The 23,945-nt window shown below is 71.6% G+C and carries 25 protein-coding genes; 12 read left to right on the forward strand and 13 right to left on the reverse strand.

Annotated features, from left to right (window positions below; all coding sequences use genetic code 11):
- From J7E93_RS03050 to J7E93_RS03065, 4 genes are all read left to right on the forward strand, one after another.
- On the forward strand, positions 1-298 hold a 298-nt coding region (locus tag J7E93_RS03050; protein ID WP_285440868.1), incomplete at its 5' end, for an urease accessory UreF family protein.
- A gap of 83 nt (positions 299-381) precedes the next feature.
- Positions 382-1,059, forward strand: a complete 678-nt coding sequence (gene ureG / locus J7E93_RS03055) for an urease accessory protein UreG (protein ID WP_215065654.1) — start codon at positions 382-384, stop codon at positions 1,057-1,059.
- Complete coding sequence (locus tag J7E93_RS03060; protein ID WP_215065655.1) at positions 1,056-1,799, forward strand: urease accessory protein UreD; 744 nt, start codon at positions 1,056-1,058, stop codon at positions 1,797-1,799. The genes ureG and J7E93_RS03060 overlap by 4 nt, the downstream gene beginning before the upstream one ends.
- 159 nt (positions 1,800-1,958) lie before the next feature.
- On the forward strand, positions 1,959-3,536 hold the full coding sequence (locus J7E93_RS03065; RefSeq protein WP_215065656.1) for an alpha/beta hydrolase: 1,578 nt from the start codon (positions 1,959-1,961) through the stop codon (positions 3,534-3,536).
- Between the two features lie 48 nt (positions 3,537-3,584).
- Here the strand turns inward: J7E93_RS03065 and J7E93_RS03070 are convergent, their stop codons facing one another.
- Together J7E93_RS03070 and J7E93_RS03075 are read right to left on the reverse strand one after the other, a co-directional pair.
- The gene (locus J7E93_RS03070; RefSeq protein WP_215065657.1) at positions 3,585-4,619 is read right to left on the reverse strand and encodes an NAD(P)-dependent oxidoreductase; all 1,035 of its coding nucleotides are present in this window, start codon (positions 4,617-4,619) and stop codon (positions 3,585-3,587) included.
- A gap of 64 nt (positions 4,620-4,683) precedes the next feature.
- Complete coding sequence (locus J7E93_RS03075) at positions 4,684-5,403, reverse strand: 1-acyl-sn-glycerol-3-phosphate acyltransferase (RefSeq protein WP_215065658.1); 720 nt, start codon at positions 5,401-5,403, stop codon at positions 4,684-4,686.
- A gap of 92 nt (positions 5,404-5,495) precedes the next feature.
- On the opposite strand from J7E93_RS03075, the gene J7E93_RS03080 reads away from it, so the two are divergent.
- Positions 5,496-6,506, forward strand: coding sequence for a DUF3048 domain-containing protein (locus J7E93_RS03080; protein ID WP_215065659.1), 1,011 nt, complete (start codon positions 5,496-5,498; stop codon positions 6,504-6,506).
- A 51-nt stretch (positions 6,507-6,557) separates the two neighbouring features.
- Positions 6,558-6,908 carry a PRC-barrel domain containing protein gene (locus J7E93_RS03085; RefSeq protein WP_215065660.1) on the forward strand — a complete coding sequence of 117 codons (351 nt, stop codon included), beginning with the start codon at positions 6,558-6,560 and terminating at the stop codon, positions 6,906-6,908.
- Positions 6,909-6,972: 64 nt separating this feature from the next.
- Here the strand turns inward: J7E93_RS03085 and J7E93_RS03090 are convergent, their stop codons facing one another.
- From J7E93_RS03090 to J7E93_RS03110, 5 genes are all read right to left on the reverse strand, one after another.
- A complete protein-coding gene (locus J7E93_RS03090; RefSeq protein ID WP_215065661.1) occupies positions 6,973-7,173 on the reverse strand; it encodes a hypothetical protein in 201 nt (66 codons plus the stop codon).
- Positions 7,174-7,275: 102 nt separating this feature from the next.
- Positions 7,276-8,226, reverse strand: coding sequence for a cytochrome c oxidase assembly protein (locus J7E93_RS03095; protein ID WP_215065662.1), 951 nt, complete (start codon positions 8,224-8,226; stop codon positions 7,276-7,278).
- A gap of 106 nt (positions 8,227-8,332) precedes the next feature.
- Positions 8,333-9,358 (reverse strand): 6-phosphofructokinase, encoded by a 1,026-nt coding sequence (locus tag J7E93_RS03100; protein WP_215065663.1) that lies wholly within the window; start codon positions 9,356-9,358, stop codon positions 8,333-8,335.
- Between the two features lie 181 nt (positions 9,359-9,539).
- The gene (locus J7E93_RS03105) at positions 9,540-10,268 is read right to left on the reverse strand and encodes a type 1 glutamine amidotransferase (protein ID WP_215065664.1); all 729 of its coding nucleotides are present in this window, start codon (positions 10,266-10,268) and stop codon (positions 9,540-9,542) included.
- Between the two features lie 19 nt (positions 10,269-10,287).
- Positions 10,288-11,535 carry a MurT ligase domain-containing protein gene (locus J7E93_RS03110; RefSeq protein ID WP_215065665.1) on the reverse strand — a complete coding sequence of 416 codons (1,248 nt, stop codon included), beginning with the start codon at positions 11,533-11,535 and terminating at the stop codon, positions 10,288-10,290.
- A gap of 126 nt (positions 11,536-11,661) precedes the next feature.
- Here J7E93_RS03110 and def point away from each other — a divergent pair, with 126 nt between their 5' ends.
- The gene (gene def, locus J7E93_RS03115) at positions 11,662-12,222 is read left to right on the forward strand and encodes a peptide deformylase (protein WP_215065666.1); all 561 of its coding nucleotides are present in this window, start codon (positions 11,662-11,664) and stop codon (positions 12,220-12,222) included.
- A 207-nt stretch (positions 12,223-12,429) separates the two neighbouring features.
- On the opposite strand, the gene J7E93_RS03120 is transcribed toward def, so the two are convergent.
- Positions 12,430-13,077: a TetR family transcriptional regulator gene (locus J7E93_RS03120; RefSeq protein ID WP_215065667.1), complete on the reverse strand. Its 648-nt coding sequence runs from the start codon at positions 13,075-13,077 to the stop codon at positions 12,430-12,432.
- A 163-nt stretch (positions 13,078-13,240) separates the two neighbouring features.
- On the opposite strand from J7E93_RS03120, the gene J7E93_RS03125 reads away from it, so the two are divergent.
- The gene (locus J7E93_RS03125; RefSeq protein ID WP_215065668.1) at positions 13,241-14,470 is read left to right on the forward strand and encodes an acyl-CoA dehydrogenase family protein; all 1,230 of its coding nucleotides are present in this window, start codon (positions 13,241-13,243) and stop codon (positions 14,468-14,470) included.
- A gap of 41 nt (positions 14,471-14,511) precedes the next feature.
- On the opposite strand, the gene J7E93_RS03130 is transcribed toward J7E93_RS03125, so the two are convergent.
- Positions 14,512-14,979, reverse strand: coding sequence for a VOC family protein (locus J7E93_RS03130; RefSeq protein ID WP_215065669.1), 468 nt, complete (start codon positions 14,977-14,979; stop codon positions 14,512-14,514).
- Positions 14,980-15,123: 144 nt separating this feature from the next.
- On the opposite strand from J7E93_RS03130, the gene J7E93_RS03135 reads away from it, so the two are divergent.
- Positions 15,124-16,497, forward strand: coding sequence for a cytochrome P450 (locus J7E93_RS03135; protein ID WP_215065670.1), 1,374 nt, complete (start codon positions 15,124-15,126; stop codon positions 16,495-16,497).
- Here J7E93_RS03135 and J7E93_RS03140 read toward each other — a convergent pair.
- Together J7E93_RS03140 and J7E93_RS03145 are read right to left on the reverse strand one after the other, a co-directional pair.
- Positions 16,494-17,291: a putative protein N(5)-glutamine methyltransferase gene (locus J7E93_RS03140; RefSeq protein WP_215065671.1), complete on the reverse strand. Its 798-nt coding sequence runs from the start codon at positions 17,289-17,291 to the stop codon at positions 16,494-16,496. The two genes, J7E93_RS03135 and J7E93_RS03140, sit on opposite strands and share 4 nt — an antisense overlap.
- Positions 17,292-17,473: 182 nt before the next feature.
- Entirely contained in the window at positions 17,474-17,959 is a 486-nt protein-coding gene (locus J7E93_RS03145; RefSeq protein WP_215065672.1) for a glutathione peroxidase, read from the reverse strand.
- Positions 17,960-18,007: 48 nt separating this feature from the next.
- On the opposite strand from J7E93_RS03145, the gene J7E93_RS03150 reads away from it, so the two are divergent.
- Positions 18,008-18,220 (forward strand): DUF6011 domain-containing protein, encoded by a 213-nt coding sequence (locus tag J7E93_RS03150; protein WP_215065673.1) that lies wholly within the window; start codon positions 18,008-18,010, stop codon positions 18,218-18,220.
- Positions 18,221-18,252: 32 nt separating this feature from the next.
- Here the strand turns inward: J7E93_RS03150 and J7E93_RS03155 are convergent, their stop codons facing one another.
- The gene (locus J7E93_RS03155) at positions 18,253-19,116 is read right to left on the reverse strand and encodes an acyl-CoA thioesterase II (RefSeq protein WP_215065674.1); all 864 of its coding nucleotides are present in this window, start codon (positions 19,114-19,116) and stop codon (positions 18,253-18,255) included.
- A gap of 31 nt (positions 19,117-19,147) precedes the next feature.
- Positions 19,148-21,721, reverse strand: coding sequence for an RNA helicase (locus tag J7E93_RS03160; RefSeq protein ID WP_215065675.1), 2,574 nt, complete (start codon positions 21,719-21,721; stop codon positions 19,148-19,150).
- A 71-nt stretch (positions 21,722-21,792) separates the two neighbouring features.
- Here J7E93_RS03160 and J7E93_RS03165 point away from each other — a divergent pair, with 71 nt between their 5' ends.
- A complete protein-coding gene (locus tag J7E93_RS03165; RefSeq protein ID WP_215065676.1) occupies positions 21,793-22,584 on the forward strand; it encodes a metal-dependent hydrolase in 792 nt (263 codons plus the stop codon).
- A gap of 161 nt (positions 22,585-22,745) precedes the next feature.
- Positions 22,746-23,891: a hypothetical protein gene (locus J7E93_RS03170; RefSeq protein ID WP_215065677.1), complete on the forward strand. Its 1,146-nt coding sequence runs from the start codon at positions 22,746-22,748 to the stop codon at positions 23,889-23,891.
- The last annotated feature ends 54 nt before the right edge of the window (positions 23,892-23,945 follow it).

Consider the following 23,945-nt stretch of genomic DNA (forward strand, 5'->3'; position numbering starts at 1 on the left):
CGTCGTCCTCGGCACCGCCGCCCGCGCCGCCGGCCTCGGCCCCGAGGACGCCGCGCACTGCGTCGCGTACGAGACGGTCAGCGGCCCGGCCACCGCGGCGGTACGCCTCCTCGGCCTCGACCCCTTCCAGGCCACCGCCGTCCTCGCCCGCCTCGCCCCCGAGATGGACCGGGTCGCCGAGCAGGCCGCTGCCGCCGCGCTGAGAGGTGTCGACGCCCTGCCCGCGGCGTCCGCGCCCCTCCTCGACATCACGGCCGAGCAGCACGCGGCCTGGCCCGTCCGCCTCTTCGCCTCCTGAGACCCCATCCTGAGACTCCCCCCATCCTGAGACTCCCCCCATCCTGAGCCTCTTCCCGTCCTGAGAACCACTGGAGCCGCCCCATGCACCTCGACCACTCCCACGACGGCCCGGCCGCCGTCTCCGCCGACGCCCACCGTCCCGACGGGAAGCGGCGCGCGCTGCGCGTCGGACTCGGCGGGCCCGTCGGCTCCGGCAAGACCGCGACCGTCGCCGCGCTCTGCCGCACCCTGCGCGACCAGCTCTCCCTCGCCGTCGTCACCAACGACATCTACACCCGCGAGGACGCCGAGTTCCTGCTCCGCAACGCCGTCCTGCCCCCCGAGCGCATCCAGGCCGTCGAGACCGGCGCCTGCCCCCACACCGCGATCCGCGACGACATCTCGGCCAACCTCGAAGCCGTCGAGGAGTTGGAGGACAGGGTGGGCCCCCTCGATCTGATCCTCGTCGAGTCCGGCGGCGACAACCTCACCGCCACCTTCTCCAAGGGCCTGGTCGACGCCCAGATCTTCGTCATCGACGTGGCCGGCGGCGACGACATCCCGCGCAAGGGCGGCCCCGGTGTCACCACCGCCGACCTGCTCGTGGTCAACAAGACCGACCTCGCGCCGTACGTGGGCTCCGACCTGGAGCGGATGGCCCGCGACGCCAAGGCGCAGCGCGGTGACCTGCCCGTCGCCTTCACCTCGCTCACCGGCCCCGACGGCGTCCGCCCCGTCGCCGACTGGGTACGCGCCCAGCTGGCCGCCTGGGTCGCATGAGCCTGAACGCCACCGCCCGGATCGTCGCCGACGCCGACGGCGGCCTGCCCCTCCTGGAGAGCTCCGGCCCTCTCGCAGTCCGGCGCACCCGCGCCACCGGCCCGTACACCCGCGTCACGGTCGTCGGCGCGATGAGCGCGCCGCTCGGCGGTGACCGGCTGGCCGTCGAGACGGAGGTACGGGACGGGGCGCGGCTCCTCGTGGACTCCGCCGCCGCGACCGTCGCCCTGCCCGGACGGGGTGACGAACCCGCCGTGTACGACATCCGGCTCACCGTCGGCGAGGACGCCACGCTGCGCTGGCTGCCCGAACAGCTCGTCTCGGCCCGCGGATCGGACCTGCGGATGCGCACGACCGTCGAACTCGCCGGCACGGCACGGCTCGTGCTCCGCGAGGAACAGGTCCTCGGCCGGCACGGTGAGGAGACCGGCACACTCACCACCCGCCTCACCGTCCGCCGTGCGGGACGGCCCCTGCTCGACCAGGAGTTGGCGTACGGGCCGGGCGCACCCGGCGGCTGGGACGGGGGCGCCGTCCTCGCCGGCCATCGCGCCGTCGGACAACTCCTGGTGGTCGACCCGCGGTTCGAGGCGAAGCCGGTGGAGCCGCTGCTGTTCGCCGACCACGCGGCCCTCGCCCCCCTCGCCGGACCCGCCGCGCTGGTCACGGCCGTCGCCCCCGACGCACTCCACCTGCGGCGCGTCCTCGACGAGGCGCTCAACGCCCTTGCCCCGTTCTGAGGTCACCGCCCAGAAGCACATCCAGGTGCACTCCGCTCAGCGGTACACCGCTCTCCGGTTATTGGTTCGGCAAAGAAACACCAGTACGACCTTTCGCCGCGTGCCCCACTGACGAAAGGATCCCCCGGACAGACCGACATCCATAGGGGGAGGAACCACGTGGGACGCACCGCGGTGCTCGGCTCGGCCGGCACTCTCATAGCGGGCACACTCATGGCGGGCGCGCTGGCGGCTCCGGCCGCCACCGCCGACAGCCGCCACCGGCCGGACGCGGAGGCGCGCGGCGCCGCCGTCGCCGCCGAGCGGGCGGCGCAGCAGGGCATCGACTGGCAGGACTGCCCGGCCGACTGGGGCCTGGAGAAGCCCATCCAGTGCGGCTGGGTGACCGTCCCGGTCGACTACAGCAAGCCGAACGGCAAGCAGATCAAGATCGCCGTCGACCGCATCGGCGCGACCGGCACCCCCGCGGAGCGCCAGGGCGCGCTCCTGTACAACCCCGGCGGTCCCGGCGGCTCCGGACTGCGTTTCCCCCGCCGCGTCACCACCAAGAGCGCCCTCTGGGCGAACACCGCCAAGGCGTACGACTTCGTCGGCTTCGACCCGCGCGGCGTCGGCCACTCGGCCCCCATCTCCTGTGTCGACCCGAGCGAGTTCGTCAAGGGCCCCAAGCTCGACCCGGTGCCCGACAGCGAGGCCGACAAGCGCGCGCAGCGCAAGCTCGCCGCCGAGTACGCCGCGGGCTGCGCGGAGAAGAGCGGCGACATCCTGCCGTACATCAACACGCTCAACACCGCCCGCGACCTCGACGTCGTCCGGGCCGCGCTCGGCGAGAAGAAGCTCAACTTCGTCGGCGTCTCCTACGGCACCTACCTCGGCGCCGTCTACGGCACCCTCTTCCCCAGCCACGTCCGGCGCATGGTGCTCGACAGCGTCGTCAACCCCTCGACGCGGAAGATCTGGTACGAGGTCAACCTCGACCAGGACATCGCCTTCGAGGGCCGGCTCAAGGACTGGATGACCTGGGTCGCCCAGCACGATGCCACCTTCCACCTCGGCGACACCTACGAGGAGGTCCGGCAGCAGTGGGAGACGCTGCGCGCCGCGGCCAAGAAGAGCCCGCTGGGCGGGAAGGTCGGACCGGCCGAGCTCGTCGGCTTCTTCCAGAACGCGCCGTACTACGACTCCATGTGGGTCCCGGTCGCCAAGGCCTGGAGCGCCTACGCCGCCGGTGACCCGCAGCCGCTGATCGACTCGGCGGCCGCCGACCCCACCGACACGGCCGGCAACACCGCCTCGGAGAACGGCAACGCGGTCTACACCGCCGTCGAGTGCGCCGACGCCCCCTGGCCGACCAGCTGGAAGAAGTGGGACCGGGACAACAGCCGGCTCCACGAGAAGTACCCCTTCATGACGTGGGCCAACGCCTGGATGAACCTGCCCTGCGCCACCTGGTCCACTCCGCGTCAGCGGCCGACCGAGGTGCGCACCGGCAAGGGCCTGCCGCCCGTGCTCATCACCCAGGCCGAGCGGGACGCGGCCACGCCGTACGCCGGAGCGGTCGAGCTGCACAAGCGGTTCAAGGGCTCGCGTCTGATCACCGAGAAGGACGCCGGCTCGCACGGCATCACCAACCTCGTCAACCCGTGCCTGAACACCCGGGTGGAGGCGTACCTGCTGACCGGCGCGCTGGACGGCAAGGACGTGACATGCGCTCCGCACGCCACGCCCCAGCCGTAGCCACCGACTGACGGGGGAGGGGCGGCCGCCCGAGCGGCCGCCCCTCCCTCATGCGCGCGTGGCCAGCCAGGCGTCCTCGGCCGCGTAGTCGAAGAAGTCCACCTGGTACTTCACCAGACCCGGGAACGCCTCACGCCACTCCCGCACCGCCAGCTGCGCGGTCAGCCACTCGACCGTCGCCGGCAGGGACTCCTCGTACGACACCACCGGCCGGTACCCCAACTCCTTCTCCGCCGCCGTCATCCCGTAGACGATCGGGTGGGCGCCCGTCCACGGCGTGAGCCCCACCGTGCCCACCGCGGGCCCCTCGATGAGGACCGTCTCGCTCTCCACACCCATCACCGCGTCGATCGCGCGGCCGATCTCCGCCACGGTCGGCGCCTGCGGATCGGCGCCGTTGAGCACCCGGCTGCCCGGGTTCGCCGCCGCCAGGCGGATCAGCTCCGCCAGATTGTCCACATGGACGGGGTGGAACCGCGAGGCGCCGCCGTACGAGAGGACGCGCACCGGCCGCCCGTCGAGCGCCCGCTTGACGAACCACAGCTCGCGCGGGCCCGGGCAGTACGGTCCGTGGATCGCACCCGCCCGCAACACCGTCGTCGGCAGCGCCTCGCCCGCTGCGAGCAACTCCTGTTCCAGCGCCACCTTCCGCGTGCCGTAGGTCCCCTCGCCCCGCGCCACCGTCGGCCAGGACTCCGGGATCGGCACCGGGAAGGCGGGGAAGCCGTCCGGCTCGTCCTGAGTGTCGAAGCTGCGGCCCCGGTCGTCCTCGTAGACCGCACCGCTGGAGATCACCACCGCCGAACCGATCCGGTCGGCGAGCGCGGTCAACTGCCGCCCGTGGCCGCCGTGGTAGGCGACGATGTCCACCAGTACGTCACAGCCGTCGCCGAGCCCCGCCGCGAGCGCGCCCTCCTCGTTGCGGTCGAGCGCCACCGACCTGACCTCCGCCGGCCACCTCTCGTCACGGCCACCGCCGCGCGACGCCGCCGTCACCTCCCAACCGTCCGCGACGAGCGCCCGCACGGCCGCCCGCCCCACCTGTCCTGTCGCTCCGAGTACGAGTGCGTTTCCCTTTGCCATGGGTGCGACGCTACGGCGGCGGTGATCGCCGCCCCACCGGCTTTCGCCGTGCGCGGATCAGCTGTCAGCGTCCGCGGCGCGGGAACTTTCGCGGTGCCACGGCGTTCTCCGCCTCCGCCGCCTTCACCTTGGCCGCGTAGTCGTCGACGTACTCCTGTCCGGACAGCGCCAGGATCTCGTACATGATCTCGTCGGTCACCGCGCGGATCGCCGCCTTCTGGTCCTCCATCCCGGCATAGCGCGAGAAGTCCAGGGGCGCCCCGAACCGGACGGTGACCCGCCTGACCCGCGGCACGACCTGCCCGGGCGGCTGGATCTCGAAGGTCCCCACCATCGCGCACGGGATCACCGGCACCCCGGCCCTGATCGCCATGACGGCGACCCCGACCTTGCCCTTGTACAGCCGGCCGTCGTGCGACCGGGTGCCCTCGGGGTAGATCCCGAGCAGCTCGCCCTTGGCCAGGACACCGAGCCCTTCGCGGATCGCCGCCTGCCCCGCCTCCTTGCCGGAGCGGTCGACCGGGATCTGCCCGGCGCTGCGGAAGAACGCGGCGGTCAGCCGGCCCTTGAGCCCCGGCCCGGTGAAGTACTCCTGCTTCGCGAGGAAGGTGATCCGCCGCTTCAGGACGACCGGCATCAGGAAGTGGTCGGAGAACGACAGATGATTGCCCGCGACGATCGCCGCGCCCTCCTCCGGAATGTGCTCAAGGCCCTCGATCCGCGGCCGGAAGAGCAGCCTCAGGAACGGCCCGAGCAACACGTACTTCAACAGGCGGTAGAACACCGGCGGCCCCCGTTCGTCGTCCCTTGTCCCTCCGGGTACTTTCTCACCCCTCGCGCGTCCGTGGTCCACACTGGAGGAGGAGAGTGGAACCGATGGCTGCCGCACGCCGACCGAGACGGCCCGGCGCAGCCGTCACCGCGGCGCTGTGCGCGGTGATGACCGCCGGGCTGTACGGATGCTCCGACGCGGGAACCCCCGAACCGACCCCGACGCCCGCCACTACCACCCCGCGTCCCGAGTCCCGGCCCCCGTCCCGGTCTCCCTTCACCGGCCTCCCGGCCCGGCCCGCCCCCGTACTCGCCGTGAAGATCGACAACGTGGGGCCGGCCCGCCCGCACACCGGCCTCGGCGCGGCAGACCTGGTCTACGTCGAGCAGGTCGAGGGCGGCCAGACCCGGCTCCTGGCCATCTGCTCCAGCCGCCTCCCCGAGCGGATCGGCCCCGTGCGCAGCGCCCGCGAGTCCGACATCGAGCTGCTGCGGCAGTTCGGCCGGCCCGCCCTCGCCTACTCCGGCTCCCATTCCGGCCTGAAGCCCCTGCTCAAGGCGGCCCCGCTGTACGCGCTGCCGCCGGAGGACGCGCCGGGCGCCTATGTACGCGACCGCGGCCGCAGCGCCCCCCACAACCTGTACCTGCTGCCCGCCCGCGTACTGGCCGCCGCGCCGAAGGCGGAGCAGGCCAAGGACATCGGATTCCGCTTCGGCCCGGCCCCCGAGGGCGGGACCCCGGTCAACGAGCGCACCGTACGCTTCCCCGCCGCCCGGTACACCTTCACCTGGAACGGTGCCGAGAAGGGCTGGCGGGTGGCGATGGACGGCCGGCCGGCCGTCACCACCGACGGCGGACCCGTGACGGCGACGACCGTCGTCGTGCAGTACGTCGACATCCGGCCGTCGAAGTTCAGCGACTTCCTCGGCAGCGTCTCCCCGTACACCGAGACGGTCGGCAAGGGCACCGCCCTCGTCCTGCGGGACGGCCGGGGCCACGAGGCCCGCTGGAGCCGCCCGGCCGCCGAGGCAGGCACCGCCTTCACGACCCCGGCCGGCGAGCCCCTGAACTTCGCGCCCGGCCGCACCTGGATCGTTCTCGCCCCTCGCGGATAGCCGCGGGCCCTCGCGGGTACCCGCGAGGGACGACCAGGGAGGAGGTCCGCCATGGGCGCCGACATCTGGGGCTATCGCGAGACCGCGGGCCATGTGCCCGGAACCCGGCTCATCGGCTATCGGGTCGAGGCCACCGACGGACACATAGGAAAGGTCGACAAGCACACCGAGGAGGTCGGCCGCTCCTACCTCGTCGTCGACACCGGACCGTGGATCCTGGGCCGCCACGTGATGCTGCCCGCGGGAATGGTCACCCGCGTCGACACCGAGCACGAGACCGTCCACCTCGCCTGCACCAAGAACGAGGTCAAGGAGTCGCCGGACTTCGAGAGCGGGCAGCACGAGGAGGACGGCAACGCCATCAAGCTGATCGAGCACTACTACGCCAACCGCCACATGTGAGCGCGGTGACGTAGGAGGGAGGGCGGGGGCGCCTTCACGCGGAGTGCTTCAGGCGAGGGTGTCTTCAGTGGCCCGCCGGCCGCCCGCGCCGGCGGGCCCCGCCGGGAGCGGCACTGTCCGCCGCCGCCATGCCGATCGTGACCACACCGAGCACCACCCAGCCGAACCAGAGCCAGCCGCTGCTGCCGAGCGCCACGGTGTACGCCGTCGTCAGCACCAGGGCCGAAACGGTGATCACGCTCATCGTCTTCGTGGGACCGGACATGTGTCCGCCCTCCTCATGACGGGATGACGAGGCCGTCCGCTTCATCGTGACCCCTGGGAGGGGCGGAGCGCTACTCCCCTGCTCGTCCCGGTTCGGCCCGCCCTACTGGCCGCGGGCCTGGAGCGAGGCGAGATAGGCGTTGTACGCCTCCAGCTCCTTGTCCCCGTCGCGGTCGGCGGCCCGGTCCTTGCGGACGGCCTGACGCTGCTCGGAGTGGTACCACTGGTACACGAGCGCGATCAGCACCAGCACCGACGGGATCTCGCTGAAGGCCCAGGCGATGCCGCCCGCCGCGTTCTGGTCGGCCAGGGCGTCGATGGCGAGCGAGGCCGGCGGATTCTCGTACGCCTTGATCATCGGCTCGGTCGCCATCATCAGGGCGATCCCGAAGAACGCGTGGAACGGCATGCCCGCGAAGAGCTCCAGCATCCGCATCACGTAGCCCGGGCGGTGCGGCCCCGGGTCGACGCCCATGATCGGCCAGAAGAAGACCAGGCCGACGGCGAGGAAGTGCACCATCATCGCGATGTGCCCGACCTTCGACCCCATCAGGGTGTCGAAGAGGGGGGTGAAGTAGAAGCCGTACAGGCTCGCGATGAAGAGCGGGATCGTGAACGCCGGGTGCGTGATGATCCGCATGTAGCGGCTGTGCAGCAGCATCAGCAGCCACTCGCGGGGCCCCTTGCTGCCGCGGCCGGCCACCGGCAGCGCCCTGAGCGCCAGCGTCACCGGCGCGCCGAGCAGCAGCAGGATGGGGGAGAGCATCGAGACGACCATGTGCTGCACCATGTGCACGCTGAACATGACCATGCCGTAGTCGTTGAGCTTGGTGCACATCATCAGCGCCACGCTCAGCACACCGAGCGTGAAGAAGACGGTCCGGCTCAGCGGCCAGCGGTCGCCGCGCCCCCGCAGGCGCGCCACGCCCCACCCGTACAGCGCGAGCCCCACGAGGCAGCCGACGAGGAAGAACGGGTCCGCCGAGAACTCCAGCCCCCGCCCCAGCGTGAACGGCGGCAGATCCATGGTCGTGCCGTGCCCGCTGTGATCCATCTGTGTACTCCTGGAGCCCGATTCGCGCTTGTTGTCCGCACCAGACTAGAACCGCCCCCGTTCGCGGATGCGACCGGGGGCGGATCGTGGAGCTACGGGAGCGTCGTCAGAGCACGCACTCGGCCTCGGCGTACCGCTCGGCCGGAACGGTCTTGAGGGTCTCCACGGCCTGCGCGAGCGGGACCATCTCGATCTCCGTGCCGCGCAGCGCGGTCAGCATGCCGAACTCGCCGCGGTGCGCCGCCTCCACCGCGTGCCAGCCGAAACGGGTGGCGAGGACCCGGTCGTACGCGGTCGGCGTGCCGCCGCGCTGGACGTGGCCGAGGATCACCGGCCGGGCCTCCTTGCCGAGGCGGCGCTCCAGTTCGACCGAGAGCTGGTTGGCGATGCCGGTGAAGCGCTCGTGACCGTACTGGTCCTTGGCGCCGACCTCGAAGCTCATCGAACCCTCGCGCGGCTTGGCGCCCTCGGCGACCACGACGATCGCGAAGCGCTTGCCGGCCTCGAAGCGCTCGCCGACCCGGGCGGTCAGCTCGTCGATGTCGAAGGGCCGCTCGGGCACGACGATGGCGTGCGCGCCCGCCGCCATGCCGGAGTGCAGGGCGATCCAGCCGGTGTGCCGGCCCATGACCTCGACGATCAGGACCCGCTGGTGGGACTCGGCGGTGGTCTTCAGCCGGTCCAGGGCCTCGGTGGCCACACCGACGGCGGTGTCGAAGCCGAAGGTGACGTCGGTCGAGGCGATGTCGTTGTCGATCGTCTTGGGCACGCCCACGATCGGCAGCCCGGCCTCGGACAGGAGGTTGGCGGCCTTCAGCGTGCCCTCGCCGCCGATCGGGATGATCGCGTCGAGACCGAGCTCGGCGACATGGCCCCTGGCGCGCTCGACGCCGTCGACCAGGTGTGCGGGCTGGACCCGGGAGGAGCCGAGGATGGTGCCGCCACGGGCGAGGATGCCGCCCACCGCGTCGAGGTCGAGCTTGCGGTAGTCGGCCTCCAGGAGACCCTTCCAACCGTCGTGGAAGCCGATGACCTCGTCCCCGTGGTCGACGACGGCGCGGTGCACGACGGAACGGATGACGGCGTTCAGACCGGGGCAGTCGCCGCCGGAGGTGAGCACACCAATGCGCATAGCCCGAAATACCTTTGCAACGTGGGCCGACTCCCGGACCACGTCGTCCGGTTGGATCCCCGCCACCCTATCGGTGCCGGGTGGCGGGGCCGAAACGGATGTCCGCACAGTGGACACCGTAGATTCGTACGAATCCGCGGCAATCGTGCGTCCGTACGTCCGGGTGTCGCGGATCCGGGCGTCAGGCGGGCTGCGTCGCAGCGGCGATGCGCTCGGAGCGCAGCGCCTCGTACCACCGGTCGTCGGTCGGCGGCAGCGCGTTCACGTCGAGGGCCAGCTTGAGGAGCAGGTCCGCGATCTGCGGGTTGCGGGCCATGACCGGGCCGTGCATGTACGTACCGAAGACGGTCTCGTTGTACGCGCCCTCGGTGCCGTCGCCCGTTCCGTTGCCGTTGCCGAAGACGGTCCTGGCGAAGGGGCGGGCCGTCGGGCCGAGGTGGGTGATGCCCTGGTGGTTCTCGAAACCGGTGAGCTGGGGGAGGCCGAGCCGGGGGTCGATGTCCGCGAGGACGTCACCGACGCACCGCTCGCCCTCGCCACGGGTGGAGATCACGTCGATCAGGCCGAGGCCGGGCTCGCGCTCGCCGAGGTCGTTGATGAACTCGTGGCCCAGGATCTGGTAGCCGGCGCAGACCGAGAAGATGATCGCGCCGTTCGACGCGGCCCGGGAGAGGCCGCCGTCGCGGCGCAGCCGCTCGGCCGCGAGCCGCTGCGGCCGGTCCTCGCCGCCGCCGATCAGATAGATGTCGCCGGAGGTCGGCACCGGCTGGTCGCTGCGGACGTCGACGCGCTGGACGTCCAGACCGCGCTGGCGGGCGCGGCGCTCGACGACGAGGGCGTTGCCCTGGTCGCCGTAGGTGCTGAGCAGGTCCGGGTAGACCCAGACCAGGCGCAGGCTGCTCTCACTCATGCTGCATGTCCTCTACGGGTCAGTTGCCGACGCGGCGGCGGACGTCCTGGAAGGCGGTGTAGTTGGCGATCAGCTCGATCTGTCCGGGCGGGGACATCTGCACCGCCTCGTCGATCGTCTCGCACACGCGGAAGTCCACGCCCGCGACCTCGAGGCGGACCGCGAGGTCCAGCTTGCGGTCACCGATCACCATGATCGGGTGGCCGGCGAGCCGTCCGTAGTCCACGTCCCACAGCCACGAGGTGTCCGTGCCGTCGGCGCCGCGCGCGTTGACGGAGAGGATCACCGGGGTCGGCGGCTGGTCGATGAGGGAAAACGTTTCGAGCCAGCCCGCCGGGTTCTTCGCGAGCAGCAGCCGCAGGTCACGGCCCTGGAAGGAGACCACGTCGTAGCGGCCGGCGACGGCCTGCACCTGGTACATGCGCTCAAGGGCGACCTGCGGAGGCACGCCGAAGACCGCGGCGACGGCGGCGGAGGTGGCGGCGTTGGCCTTGTTGGCGCGGCCGGGCAGCTGCAGATGGATCGGCCAGGCCGAACCGTGCGGGTCCAGGACGTGGTCGCCGTTGAGCGCCCAACTCGGTGCCGGGCGGCGGAAGCCGCACTCGCCGCAGAACCAGTCGTCGCCGGGGCGCTGCATGACACCGCCGCAGGAGGGGCACGACCAGGCGTCGTCCTTCCACTCCTGGCCGGCGGCGACCCACACGACGTTGGGGGAGGAGGAGGCGGCCCAGACGATCAGCGGGTCGTCGGCGTTGGCGATGACCACGGCCTTCGTACCGCTCAGGCCCTCGCGCCACTTCTCGGCGAGCATCCGGGTCTCCGCGGCGCGGTCGAGCTGGTCGCGGGAGAGGTTGAGCAGCGCGATCGCCTTGGGCGTGGTGTCCCGGGCGACGCCGGCGAGGTACTTCTCGTCGACCTCGATGACGCCGTACTTGGCGTCCGAGCCGCCGGCCAGCGCGGAGGTGATTCCGGCGGGCATGTTGGCGCCGAGCGCGTTGGAGACGACCGGGCCGCTGGCCCGCAGGGCCTCGGCGATCAGGCGGGTCGTGGTGGTCTTGCCGTTGGTCGCCGACACCAGGACGACGTCCAGATGCTGCGCGAGCCGACCCAGCAGATCGGGGTCGAGCTTGAGCGCCACCCGGCCGCCGATCACCGATCCGCTGCCGCGTCCCGCTGCGCGCGACACCGCGGCGGCGGCCTTGCCCGCCGTCACGGCCAGCTTGGCGCGTGGCGACAGCGGCTCTGGATTACCGGGGTGTCCTGACATCGTTCTTGTTCCTCCTTGCGTCGGTCCGGGCTCAGCCTATCGAGATCCGGCCAGCGACCCGAACCGCGGCACCACCGGGACTCCTGCCGAAAGAGCGAGGTCACAGGGGACCGTACCCTTACGCCCATGCGAAACCGGCCGATCCCCGGCAGTTCCGGCCACGTGCGAGCCATGACTCTGCTCGGCGACCCGGTGCTGCACGCCCCCTGTGAACCCGTCACCGACTTCGGCCCGGAGCTCCTCCGGCTGGTCGAGGACATGTTCGCCACGATGTACGCGGCGAACGGCGTCGGTCTCGCGGCGAACCAGGTGGGCGTGGGCCTGCGGGTCTTCGTCTACGACTGCCCGGACGACGAGGACGTCCGCCACCTGGGGCACCTGGTCAACCCGCGCCTGGTGGAGGCGGACGGGGACGTGGTCCGGGGTCCCGAGGGCTGCCTCTCCCTGCCCGGCCTGGAGGCGCCGACCCCCCGTTTCGACCGGGCGGTGGTCGAGGGCCTCCGCCTGGACGGCACCCCGGCCCGGGTCGAGGGCACGGGCTTCTTCGCCCGCTGCCTCCAGCACGAGTGCGACCACCTGGAGGGCGGCGTCTACGCGGACCATGTCACGGGGTGGCGCAAGTCACGTCTGCTGAGGGCGATCCGCAAGGAGCCGTGGGGGAGCGGGGCGGACTCCCTCAAGGCGTAGGGCTTGATTCCTCGGGACCGAGGCGTGGGTCTTGGGTCCTCGGGACCGCGGCGTGGGTCATGGGTCCTCGGGACCGAGGCGTGGGTCTTGGGTCCTCGGGACCGCGGCGTGGGTCATGGATTCTCGGAACCGCGGCGTGGGTCATGGGTCCTCGGAACCGAGGCGTGGGCCTCGGTGTCGCGGAACCCCAGGCGTAGGGCTCGACCCTCAGAACGCGGGCCCGCCTTCGCGGTCGCCCGCCTCGGCGAGGCGCCCCCACAGGAGGTCCGCCAGCGCGTGGACCAACTCCTTGCGCGAGCACGGGCGTTCGCCGAGCCACCAGTCGCCCGCCGCGTGCATCATGCCGACGATGCCATGGCCCCAGATGCGGGCCTGCGCCTCGCCGCCCGGGCCGAGGTCGATGCGTTCGGCGATGACCTGGCCCAGTTCTTCGCCCATCCGCCGCAGCAGCGGGGCCGAGTGGCGGCCCACGTCGAAGCTCTGCTCGGCCTGGTGCGAGGCCTCCGCAGGGTGCATCAGGAAGCGGTAGACCTGCGGCATCGCCTCGATCGAGGCGAGGTAGGTGTCGAGCGTCGACTCGACGCGCCTGCGCCGGTCGGCCGGGGCGTCCAGCGCCGCCCGCAGCGCGGCGAGCAGTGCGTCGGTATGACGGGTCGCCAGCGCCCGGTAGAGCCCGCCCTTGTCGCCGAAGTGCCGGTAGAGGATCGGCTTGGTGATCCCGGCCTCGGCCGCGATGGCGTTCATCGAGGCCTTGGGGCCGTCCCGGAGCACCACCCGGTCCGCCGCCTCCAGCAGTTCGCGGCGCCGCTGATCGGCCGGCTTCTGCTGGTCGGTGGTCCGGTGTGTGGTCTCCATAGCGTGTCTCCCCGCCCGTGCGAATTCCGTGAGGCTGTCGCAACGTAACACCAGACCGGCACCCGGTGCCGCGCGGCCTGAACCGCTCCGCCGCAGGTTGACAGCACCTACTTGCGAGTAACACACTTCTGTTACCGCAAGTAACGCAATGCTGGGAGGGAACATGGCCGAGTTCACGCTCGAACTCAACGACGACCAGAAGCAGGTCCGTGACTGGCTGCACGGATTCGCCGAGGACGTGATGCGCCCCGCCGCCGCCGAGTGGGACGAGCGTGAGGAGACTCCCTGGCCGATCATCCAGGAAGCCGCCAAGATCGGCATCTACTCTCTCGATTTCTACGCCCAGCAGTTCTTCGACCCGACCGGCCTCGGCATCCCGATGGCGATGGAGGAGCTCTTCTGGGGCGACGCGGGCATCGCCCTCTCCATCGTCGGCACCGGACTCGCCGCCGTCGGCGTCCTCGCCAACGGCACCGAGGAGCAGATCGGCACCTGGATCCCGCAGATGTACGGCGACGTGAACGACGTGAAGGTCGCCGCCTTCTGCTCCTCCGAGCCCGACGCCGGTTCCGATGTCGCCTCCATGCGCACCCGTGCCGTCTACGACGAGGCCAAGGACGAGTGGGTGCTCAACGGCACCAAGACCTGGGCGACCAACGGCGGCATCGCCAACGTCCATGTCGTCGTCGCCGTCGTCGACCCCGGGCTCGGCTCCAAGGGCCACGCCTCCTTCATCGTGCCGCCGAACACCCCCGGCCTCTCGCAGGGCCAGAAGTTCCAGAAGCACGGCATCCGGGCCTCGCACACCGCCGAGGTCGTCCTGGAGGACGTCCGCGTCCCCGGCCACTGCCTCCTCGGCGGCAAGGAGAAGCTCGACGAGCGCCTCGCCCGGGCCCACGAGAAGGCCAGGGCGGGCGGTGGTGAGCGCGTGAAGAACGCGGCCATGGCGACCTTCGAGGCCTCCCGCCCCGCCGTCGGCGCCATGGCCGTCGGCACCGCCCGCGCGGCCTACGACTACGCCCTCGAATACGCCAAGACCCGCGAGCAGTTCGGCCGCCCGATCATCGACAACCAGGGCATCGCCTTCCAGCTCGCCGACATGCGCACCCAGATCGACGCCGCCCGTCTCCTGGTCTGGCGCGCCTCCTGGATGGCGACCGCCGGAAAGCCGTTCACCTCGGCCGAGGGCTCGATGTCCAAGCTGTTCGCCAGCGAGACGGCCAAGAAGGTCACCGCCCAGGCCATCCAGATCCTCGGCGGCAACGGCTACACCCGGGAGTACCCGGTCGAGCGCATGCACCGCGACGCCGCGATCTACACGATCTTCGAGGGCACCAGCGAGATCCAGCGCCTCGTGATCGCCCGGACCCTCTCCGGGACGCCGATCCGCTGACGCCGTGGCCCGCCCGGCCCCCGCGGCGGGGGCCGGGAAGCTCACACCAGACAGAACTCGTTGCCCTCCGGGTCCTGGAGCACCACCGCGTAATAGCCCATCCCATGCGGCTCGTCCATCGTGTACAGCACCGACGCACCCAGGGCGGTCAGCCGCGCCACCTCTCCGTCCACCCGCTCCCGGCGCACCGCGAGCGGTACGTCACGGCCCCCGCCGACCTTCAGGTCCAGATGCAGCCGGTTCTTGACCGTCTTCGGCTCCGGGACCCGCTGGAACCAGACCCGCGGCCCGACGCCCCCGGGGTCCACGATCGACTCGGGCAGCTCCCCGGCGCCCCCCGTCAGCTCCTCCTCGGGCACCCCGGTCGCCGCCCAGTACTCCCGCCAGGTCGCGTGCCCGGCCGGCGGCGGCTCCGGCACATAGCGCAGGGCCTCCGCCCAGAACGCGACCAGCCTCCGAGGGTCGGAGCAGTCGATGGTGAGCTGCAGGGTCATCTCGATCGGTTCCATGACGAGAGCGTCGCAGGCGCCACTGACATCGAGCCAACAGGCCGATCCCGACCGGGTGTTCGCCCGCGGTCTCGGCAGGTTACGTTGGGCGGAAGAATCGCCAGGCCGGTGTCAGGCCGGTGACCACCAGGGGGCAACGTACACATGGCAACGACCACCGAGATCCCGGGACCCGCGGGGCTTCCTCTGCTCGGCTCGATGTTCGACCTCAAGAACGACTCGCTCGGAACGTTTCTGCGCGCACAGAGCGAACACGGGGACGTCGTCCGCATCACCGCCGGACCGCCCGGCGTGCGCGCCACCGTCTACGGCGTCTTCTCCGCCGAGGGCGCGCAGCAGGTCCTGGCCACCGAGTCCGCCAACTTCCGCAAGGACAACGTCTTCTACCAGGAGGTCCGCGAGTCCTTCGGCAACGGCCTGCTGACCAGCCAGGACGAGGACTACCTCCGGCAGCGCCGGCTCGTCCAGCCGCTCTTCACCCGCCGCCGCGTCGACAGCTACGCCGAGGCGGTCGCCGCCGAGGTCAGGGCCGTCACCGGCGCGTGGACGACCGCCCCGGACGCCACCGTCGACGTCCTCGACGAGATGACCCGGCTCGCCCTGCGGGCCGTCTCCCGGATCCTCTTCGGCACGGACGTCGACGCGGCCGTCGAGATCGTGGAGCGGGCCTTCCCGGTGATGAACGACTACGTCTTCCGCCGCGGCTTCTCGCCCCTCAACATCCCCCGCGACTGGCCCACCCCGGGCAACCGCCGCGCCGCCGCGGCCCACGAGGAGCTGTACGCGGTCTGCGACCGGATCATCGCCGAGCGCCGGGCGGCCGGCACGGCCGAGGGCGGGCAGGACCTGCTGACCCTGCTCGCCGAGGCCGAGAGCGCCGAGGACGGCAGCTTCGACGCCTCCGAACTGCGCGAGCAGGTACTGGTCTTCCTGCTCGCCGGGCACGAGACGACGGCCACCTCCCTCGGCTTCGCCCTCCACCTCCTCGCCCTCCACCCCGAGGAGCAGAAGCGGGTCCACGAGGAGGTCGACCGGGTCCTGTCCGGCCGCACCCCCGGAGCGGCCGACCTCGACGCCCTGCCGTACCTCACCCAGGTGCTCAAGGAGGCCATGCGGCTCTTCCCGGCCGCCCCCGCCATCGGCCGCCGCGCCGTCGCCGCCACCCGCATCGGCGACCACACCATCCCCGCCGGCGCCGACGTGATCGTGGCCCCCTGGGTCACCCACCGGCACCCCGCCTACTGGGAGGACCCGGACCGCTTCGACCCCGAGCGCTTCACGCCCGAGGCCGAGGCGGGCCGGCCCCGCTACGCCTGGTTCCCGTTCGGCGGCGGCCCCCGCGCCTGCATCGGACAGCACTTCTCGATGCTGGAGTCGGTGATCGCCCTCGCGATGATCCTCCAGGAGTACGCACTCGAAGCGGTCGACACCGAGGTGCCGGTCAACTCCGCGATCACACTCCGGGCAACCGGCCCGGCCCGCGTCCGGCTGCGCTCCCGTACCGCCGGTACCGCCTAGGAGACCGCGGACCGGGTCGAGACCAGAACGGTCGCGTAGAGCTCCTCCGACGTGACCACCCGCGGCGTCAGGCCGTGCCCGGAGACCGCCTCGACGGCCCGGGCGGCCTGACGCTCGCTCGTCTCGACCAGCAGATGACCGCCGGGCGCCAGCCAGTCGGCGGCCTCGGCCGCCACCCGGCGCAGCACGTCGAGGCCGTCCGCGCCACCGTCGAGCGCCACCAGCGGCTCGTGCTCGCGCGCCTCGGGCGGTAGCAGCCCGACCTCCTCGGTCGGTACGTACGGCACGTTGGCGACCAACACCTCGACGCGTCCCCGCAGCGCGGACGGCAGCGGCGCGAACAGATCACCCTCGTAGACCCGCCCGCCGAGCGGTTCGACGTTGCGCCGGGCGCACCGTACGGCCGCCGGCTCGATGTCGGAGGCGTGCACCTCGACACCTTCCACGGCCGAGAGCAGCACCGCCCCGGCCGCGCCGGAGCCGCAGCACAGATCGACGCACACGGCCCCCGGCCGGGCGAGGCCCACGGCCTGCCCGACGAGGAACTCCGTACGCCGGCGGGGCACGAACACCCCTGGATCGACGGCGATCCGCAGACCGGAGAAATCGGCCCAGCCCACGACGTGCTCGATGGGCAGGCCGGCGGCGCGCCGAGCCACCATCGCATCGAGTTCGCCGGTGCTGCCGGCCGTCGCGAAGAGAAGCTCCGCCTCGTCCTCGGCGAACACACAGCCGGCGGCGCGCAGTCGGGAGACGGTGGTGGAACGAAGGGAAAAAGAGGGGTCGAGCGACATGGAACCTTCCGGGAAGCCGAGGGGCGCTCCCGTGGTCACCTCTGTCGGGCGGACCACACGGTCGTCGAGGGGGAGCACCCTGCCTGCATGGCGTTGATGGGGCTCACCTCCTCGTTCGTTCGGCACTGCTGAGCCGCTCACATTACATGATCGTCACCGTGTGGACCCGCCCGGCTTCGGGCTCAGGCGGAGAGGTGCGCCTCGATGGCCGCGAGGACCTCGGGGGCGTCCGGCTCGGTGCGCGGACGGAACCGGGTGACCTGGCCGTCCCGGCCGATCAGGAACTTCTCGAAGTTCCACTGGACGTCGCCGGACTCGCCCTCCTCGTCCGCGACCTTCGTCAGCTCCGAGTAGAGGGGGTGACGGCCGTCGCCGTTCACGTCCGTCTTCTCCAGCAGCGGGAACGTCACGCCGTACGTCGCCGAGCAGAAGGTCTGGATCTCGTCCGCGCTCCCCGGCTCCTGGCCCGCGAACTGGTTGCACGGCACGCCGAGGACGGTGAAGCCCCGCTCCCCGTACTCCTTCTGCAGCCGCTCCAGACCGGCGTACTGCGGCGTCAGTCCGCACTTGGAGGCCACGTTCACCACCAGGACGGCCTGGTCGCGGTAGTCGGCCAGCGAGATGGGGTCGCCGGTCAGGGTGCGCAGCGGGATGTCGTACAGGCTCATGGACAGCTCCTGGTGGGAACGGGGTCGGACATGGGGTTTGATCTCAGCATGGGAGACGAACCACTGGCAATCGCGATCGATTCCCCACCGGAGGGCTCTGCGCGACCCGTGCGGTGCGGGATGTGCGGACGCCCCCTGACCGGCGCGGAATCCCGCCGCACCGGCCTCGGCCCGTCCTGCGACGCCAAGCTCCACCCACCGGGCCCGGCCATCCGCACCCGCCGCCACGAGGTCGACCAGGACCCGCTCCCCGGGACCTAGGGGGCGTCCGCAGGGGTGTCTCGGGCGAGCGGTCAGAGGGTACGGAACAGGCCCTCCTGCACCACCGACACCAGCAGCCGCCCCTCGCGGTCGTAGATCCGGCCGCGGGCCAGGCCGCGGCCGCCCGTCGCGATGGGGGACTCCTGGTCGTATAGGAACCACTCGTCCGCCCGGAACGGCCGGTGGAACCACATCGCGTGGTCCAGCGACGCCATGTCGAAACCGCGCGGACCCCACAGCGGCTCCACCGGGATGCGGACCGCGTCCAGGAGCGTCATGTCGGAGGCGTAGGTCAGCGCGCAGGTGTGCACCAGCGGGTCGTCGCCCAGCGGGCCGACCGCCCGCATCCACACCGCGCTGCGCGGGTCCGCGCCCTTGACCTCCTCCTTCGTCCAGCGCAGCCGGTCGACGTAGCGGATGTCGAACGGCTGGCGCCGCGCCATCCGCTCCAGCGCCTCCGGCAGCGTCCCCAGGTGGTCGCGGATCTCGTCCGCGAGCTTCGGCAGGGTCTCCGGGTCCGTCATGTGCCGCGGCGGCAGCTGGTGCTCGAAGCCGGCCTCCTCCGGCAGGTGGAAGGAGGCCGTGAGGTTGAAGATCGTCCGCCCCTGCTGGATCGCCGTGACCCGGCGGGTGGTGAACGAACGGCCGTCCCGCACCCGCTCCACCTGGTAGACGATCGGGACACCCGGGCGCCCCGGACGCAGGAAGTAGGAGTGCAACGAGTGCACCGGCCGGTCGCCCTCCGTCGTGCGCCCGGCCGCCACCAGGGCCTGGCCGGCGACCTGCCCGCCGAAGACCCGTTGCAGCGACTCCTGCGGGCTCTGCCCGCGGAAGATGTTGACCTCGATCTGCTCCAGATCGAGCAGGTCGACGAGGCTCTCGGCGGGATTGGTCACGACTGCGCTCCTTAACCCTGACTGACCCTGGCTACAGCTGTCCGACGGACGTCACACGGACGATCGCGCGGCCCTCCTCGTCGGAGGCCGCGAGATCCACCTCCGCGCTGATGCCCCAGTCATGGTCGCCGTTCGGGTCGGCGAAGGTCTGCCGGACGCGCCACAGGCCGTGGGCCACGTCCTCCTCGATCGCGAGCAGCTTCGGACCGCGGGCGTCCGGACCCGTACCGAGATCGTCGTACTCGTCCCAGTACGCGTCCATCGCCTCGCCCCACGCGTCCGCGTCCCAGCCGGCGTCCGCGTCCAGCTCGCCCAGCGCGTCCACGTTGTCCAGGGCAGCCAGCTCCACCCGCCGGAACATGGCGTTGCGGACCAGGACCCGGAAGGCCCGGGTGTTCGCCGTGATCGGCTTGACCTGGTCGGCCTTCTCCTGAGCCTCCTCGGCGGTCTCCACCTCGGGGTTCGCGAGCTGCTCCCACTCGTCGAGCAGCGAGGAGTCCACCTGGCGCACCATCTCGCCCAGCCACTCGATCAGATCGGTCAGGTCCTCGGTCTTCAGATCGTCCGGGATCGTGTGGTCCAGCGCCTTGTACGCGCTCGCGAGATAGCGCAGCACGATCCCCTCGGTCCGCGCCAGCTCGTACCAGGACGTGAACTCCGTGAACGACAACGCCCGTTCGTACATGTCACGGATGACGGACTTCGGCGAGACCGGGTGGTCACCGACCCAGGGGTGCGACTTCCGGTAGACGTTGTACGCGTGCCACAGGAGCTCCTCCAGCGGCTTCGGGTACGAGATGTCCTGGAGCCGTTCCATCCGCTCCTCGTACTCGACACCGTCCGCCTTCATCTGCCCGACCGCCTCGCCGCGCGCCTTGTTCTGCATGGCGGCGAGGATCTGGCGCGGGTCGTCGAGGGTCGACTCGACGACCGAGACCATGTCCAGGGCGTAGGACGGCGACTCCGGGTCGAGCAGGTCGAACGCGGCGAGCGCGAACGTCGACAGCGGCTGGTTGAGCGCGAAGTCCTGCTGGAGGTCGACGGTGAGCCGGATCGTCCGGCCCTCGGCGTCCGGCTTGTCCAGCTGCTCCACCACGCCGCCGTCGAGCAGCGAGCGGTAGATCGCGATGGCCCGGCGGATGTGCCGCAGCTGCGCCTTGCGCGGCTCGTGGTTGTCCTCCAGGAGCTTGCGCATGGCCTCGAAGGCGTTCCCGGGCCGGGCGATCACCGAGAGCAGCATGATGTTGGTGACCTTGAAGCGGGAGGTCAGCGGCTCAGGCTCGGCGGCGATCAGCTTCTCGAAGGTGGTGTCGCTCCAGGCGACGAAGCCCTCGGGCGCCTTCTTGCGCACCACCTTGCGCCGTTTCTTCGGGTCGTCGCCCGCCTTGGCCAGCGCCTTCTCGTTCTCGATGACGTGCTCGGGCGCCTGCGCGACCACGAGGCCGGCCGTGTCGAAGCCCGCCCGGCCGGCCCGGCCCGCGATCTGGTGGAACTCCCGCGCGCGCAGCGTGCGCACCCGGGTGCCGTCGTACTTGGTCAGCGCCGTGAACAGCACCGTACGGATGGGCACGTTGACGCCGACGCCGAGCGTGTCCGTCCCGCAGATCACCTTCAGCAGACCCGCCTGGGCCAGCTTCTCGACGAGCCGGCGGTACTTCGGCAGCATGCCCGCGTGGTGGACGCCGATGCCGTGCCGTACGTACCGCGAGAGGTTCTGGCCGAACTTGGTGGTGAAACGGAAGTTGCCGATCAGCTCGGCGATCTTGTCCTTCTCCTCCCGCGAGCACATGTTGATGCTCATCAGCGACTGCGCGCGCTCCACGGCCTGCGCCTGAGTGAAGTGGACGATGTAGACGGGAGCCTGCTTCGTCTCCAGGAGCTCGGTCAGCGTGTCGGTGATGGGCGTCAGCCGGTACTCGTACGAGAGCGGCACCGGCCGGGTCGCCGAGCGGACCACCGAGGTCGGGCGGCCCGTGCGCCGGGTCAGGTCCTTCTCGAACATCGACACGTCGCCGAGCGTCGCCGACATCAGGACGAACTGGGCCTGGGGGAGTTCCAGGAGCGGGATCTGCCAGGCCCAGCCGCGGTCCGGCTCCGCGTAGAAGTGGAACTCGTCCATCACGACCTGGCCGATGTCGGCGTACTTTCCGTCCCGCAGCGCGATGGAGGCCAGCACCTCGGCCGTGCAGCAGATGACGGGTGCGTCGGCGTTCACGGAGGCGTCGCCGGTCAGCATGCCGACGTTCTCGGTGCCGAAGAGCTTGCACAGGTCGAAGAACTTCTCCGACACCAGCGCCTTGATCGGCGCCGTGTAGAAGGTCACCTGGTCATTGGCCAGCGCCGTGAAGTGCGCGGCCGCCGCGACCAGCGACTTTCCGGAACCCGTGGGCGTGGACAAGATCACGTTGGCGCCGGAGACCACCTCGATCAGCGCCTCCTCCTGGGCCGGGTAGAGGGTGATGCCCCGGCCCTCCGCCCATGAGGAGAAAGCCTCGAAGAGGGCGTCGGGGTCGGCGTTCGGCGGCAGCTGATCGATAAGGGTCACGCCCCCATCTTGCCTGGCTTCCGCTCGGATGAGGGAACCGGCCGCCGGCCGCAAGATCACGGACGATACGCTGCCTTGTCGACCGGTCGTCAACTGAGCGCCGGCGCCGGATGAATGGGGCGGGAACGAGCATGATGGGACCGGCGCACTCGCTGTCCGGAGCGGCTGCCTGGCTGGGCGTCGGGGCGGCGACGGCCGCCGCGGGCCACCCGATGCCCTGGCCTGTCGTCGTCGTCGGAGCGCTCATCTGCGCGGGTGCGGCCCTCGCCCCCGACCTCGACCACAAGTCCGCGACCATCTCGCGCGCCTTCGGACCGGTCTCCAAGGGGCTGTGCGAGATCGTCGACAAGCTCTCGTACGCCGTCTACAAGGCCACCCGCTCCACCGCCGACCCTCGCAGGTCCGGCGGGCACCGCACCCTGACCCACACCTGGCTGTGGGCGGTCCTCATCGGCGCCGGGGCCTCGATCGCGGCGATCACCGGCGGCCGCTGGGCGGTCCTCGCGATCCTCTTCGTCCACCTGGTCCTGGCCGTCGAGGGCCTGCTGTGGCGGGCCGCGCGGATGTCCAGCGACGTCCTGGTCTGGCTGCTCGGCGCCACCAGCGCCTGGATCCTCGCCGGGGTTCTGGACCAGCCGGGCAACGGTTCGGACTGGCTGTTCACCGGCCCGGGGCAGGAGTACCTCTGGCTGGGCCTGCCGATCGTCCTCGGCGCGCTCGTCCACGACATCGGCGACGCGCTGACCGTCTCCGGCTGCCCTATCCTGTGGCCGATCCCGGTGGGCCGCAAGCGCTGGTACCCGGTCGGCCCGCCGAAGGGCATGCGTTTCCGGGCCGGCAGCTGGGTCGAGCTGAAGGTCCTGATGCCCGCCTTCATGCTGCTCGGCGGCGTCGGCGGGGCTTCGGCGCTCGGCTACCTCTGACACCGAGTCGCCGGGTGCGCCGTCTGGCGCGCGGGGGCGTCGGCCGTCCATGATGTGGTGCTCCCGACGGGCCGTCAGGTGCTCGTCGGCATCCGCTGTCGGTCCGGGGGGTCCGCATGGAGGAACAGCACAGACGCCACGTACGCGGGATGAGGCGGGGGATGGCGGCGGCGCTGACGGCGCTGGTCTCACTCGCTCTCGCCTTCACGACACCGGCGCAGGCGCGGGCGCAGGGGCCGGCGCGGGTACAGGGGCCGGCGCCCGCCCGGGCACAGACCGCCGGCCCACGTCCCTGCACCCCGTCGATCACGGTGCTCGCGTCGTTGCCCGGGGCGTCGGCGGGGGCCGTCACCGACCTCGGCCGGGGCCGGACGGCCGTCGGCAGCTCCGCCGGGAAGCCGGTGTACTGGCGCGGGACGCGCGTGCACGCCGTCCCGCTGCCGGCCGGCTACACCGGGGGGACGGTGGAGGCGGTCAACCGGCACGGCCTCATGGTCGGCACCCTGTCGGGCCCGGGGCGGGGGCCCGCCCCCTTCAGCTACCGGCCGGGCGCCCGCGCGGTCACTCTGCTGCCGGGCGGCGGCTATGCCAAGGACGTCGACGACCGGGGCCGGATCGTGGGCTATCGGCACGAAGCCGACGGCCGGGTCACGGGCGTCGAGTGGTGGGGCCGGACGATCCGTGGAGAGCTCGCGGTCCCCGCGCACGTCCGGGTCGAGGAGGTCACCGGGATCAACAACGCGGGCCAGATCGTCGGCAGCGGCTACGGCGAGGGCGAGGAGTACGCCGGCTACCACGTCGCCCTGCTCTGGTCCGCGGACCGGTCGGCCCCGGCGCGCGAGCTGCCGCCCGTCCACCCGGGGGACACGTACTCCTCCTACGCGCCCCGCGACATCGACGACCGGGGCCGCATGGCCGGCACCTTCAGCTACAGCAGGGCCATGGAATCGGCCGGTCTGCACTGGGCACCTCCCTACACCGAGGAGCCGCTGTGGCTCGCGCCTCCCGGTGGCCGGACCTCCGCCACCCTGGAGGACATCAGCCCGAGCAGCGGCGTGGCCGTCGGCACCGTGGGCGACTCGCCGATCACCGGCCCCTGGCCGCCCGACACCGCCCCGCCCGAGCAGGCCCAGTACTGGCCGGGCGCAGGGTCCGCGCTCGTCCTGCCCCGCCTCGCGCCGGAGGGCGCCTCCGCCGCGTACGCGGTCGGGGACGACGACCGGGTCGGCGGACGCGCGACGGACGCCTCCGGGCGCGTGCGCCCGGTGATCTGGACATGCGCGTCGCGACAGGCGTACCAGCCGTAGGAAGCGGCGTACGGCTCGCTCACGGCAAAAGGCCCGCCGCCCCGGAAGGAGCGG

This window comes from Streptomyces sp. ISL-36 (genome assembly GCF_018614205.1).
GTDB lineage: Bacteria > Actinomycetota > Actinomycetes > Streptomycetales > Streptomycetaceae > Streptomyces.

Excerpts from the sequence above, each read along its gene's own strand:
- J7E93_RS03105 (WP_215065664.1), bottom strand. The coding sequence starts at position 10,268 with ATGAGTGAGAGCAGCCTGCGCCTGGTCTGGGTCTACCCGGACCTGCTC.
- ureG (WP_215065654.1), top strand. The coding sequence starts at position 382 with ATGCACCTCGACCACTCCCACGACGGCCCGGCCGCCGTCTCCGCCGAC.
- J7E93_RS03095 (WP_215065662.1), bottom strand. The coding sequence starts at position 8,226 with ATGGATCACAGCGGGCACGGCACGACCATGGATCTGCCGCCGTTCACG.
- def (WP_215065666.1), top strand. The coding sequence starts at position 11,662 with ATGCGAAACCGGCCGATCCCCGGCAGTTCCGGCCACGTGCGAGCCATG.
- J7E93_RS03165 (WP_215065676.1), top strand. The coding sequence starts at position 21,793 with ATGATGGGACCGGCGCACTCGCTGTCCGGAGCGGCTGCCTGGCTGGGC.
- J7E93_RS03085 (WP_215065660.1), top strand. The coding sequence starts at position 6,558 with ATGGGCGCCGACATCTGGGGCTATCGCGAGACCGCGGGCCATGTGCCC.
- J7E93_RS03135 (WP_215065670.1), top strand. The coding sequence starts at position 15,124 with ATGGCAACGACCACCGAGATCCCGGGACCCGCGGGGCTTCCTCTGCTC.
- J7E93_RS03125 (WP_215065668.1), top strand. The coding sequence starts at position 13,241 with ATGGCCGAGTTCACGCTCGAACTCAACGACGACCAGAAGCAGGTCCGT.
- J7E93_RS03100 (WP_215065663.1), bottom strand. The coding sequence starts at position 9,358 with ATGCGCATTGGTGTGCTCACCTCCGGCGGCGACTGCCCCGGTCTGAAC.
- J7E93_RS03070 (WP_215065657.1), bottom strand. The coding sequence starts at position 4,619 with ATGGCAAAGGGAAACGCACTCGTACTCGGAGCGACAGGACAGGTGGGG.
- J7E93_RS03145 (WP_215065672.1), bottom strand. The coding sequence starts at position 17,959 with ATGAGCCTGTACGACATCCCGCTGCGCACCCTGACCGGCGACCCCATC.
- J7E93_RS03120 (WP_215065667.1), bottom strand. The coding sequence starts at position 13,077 with ATGGAGACCACACACCGGACCACCGACCAGCAGAAGCCGGCCGATCAG.
- J7E93_RS03140 (WP_215065671.1), bottom strand. The coding sequence starts at position 17,291 with ATGTCGCTCGACCCCTCTTTTTCCCTTCGTTCCACCACCGTCTCCCGA.
- J7E93_RS03060 (WP_215065655.1), top strand. The coding sequence starts at position 1,056 with ATGAGCCTGAACGCCACCGCCCGGATCGTCGCCGACGCCGACGGCGGC.
- J7E93_RS03110 (WP_215065665.1), bottom strand. The coding sequence starts at position 11,535 with ATGTCAGGACACCCCGGTAATCCAGAGCCGCTGTCGCCACGCGCCAAG.
- J7E93_RS03150 (WP_215065673.1), top strand. The coding sequence starts at position 18,008 with ATGGGAGACGAACCACTGGCAATCGCGATCGATTCCCCACCGGAGGGC.
- J7E93_RS03080 (WP_215065659.1), top strand. The coding sequence starts at position 5,496 with ATGGCTGCCGCACGCCGACCGAGACGGCCCGGCGCAGCCGTCACCGCG.
- J7E93_RS03130 (WP_215065669.1), bottom strand. The coding sequence starts at position 14,979 with ATGGAACCGATCGAGATGACCCTGCAGCTCACCATCGACTGCTCCGAC.
- J7E93_RS03170 (WP_215065677.1), top strand. The coding sequence starts at position 22,746 with ATGGCGGCGGCGCTGACGGCGCTGGTCTCACTCGCTCTCGCCTTCACG.
- J7E93_RS03090 (WP_215065661.1), bottom strand. The coding sequence starts at position 7,173 with ATGTCCGGTCCCACGAAGACGATGAGCGTGATCACCGTTTCGGCCCTG.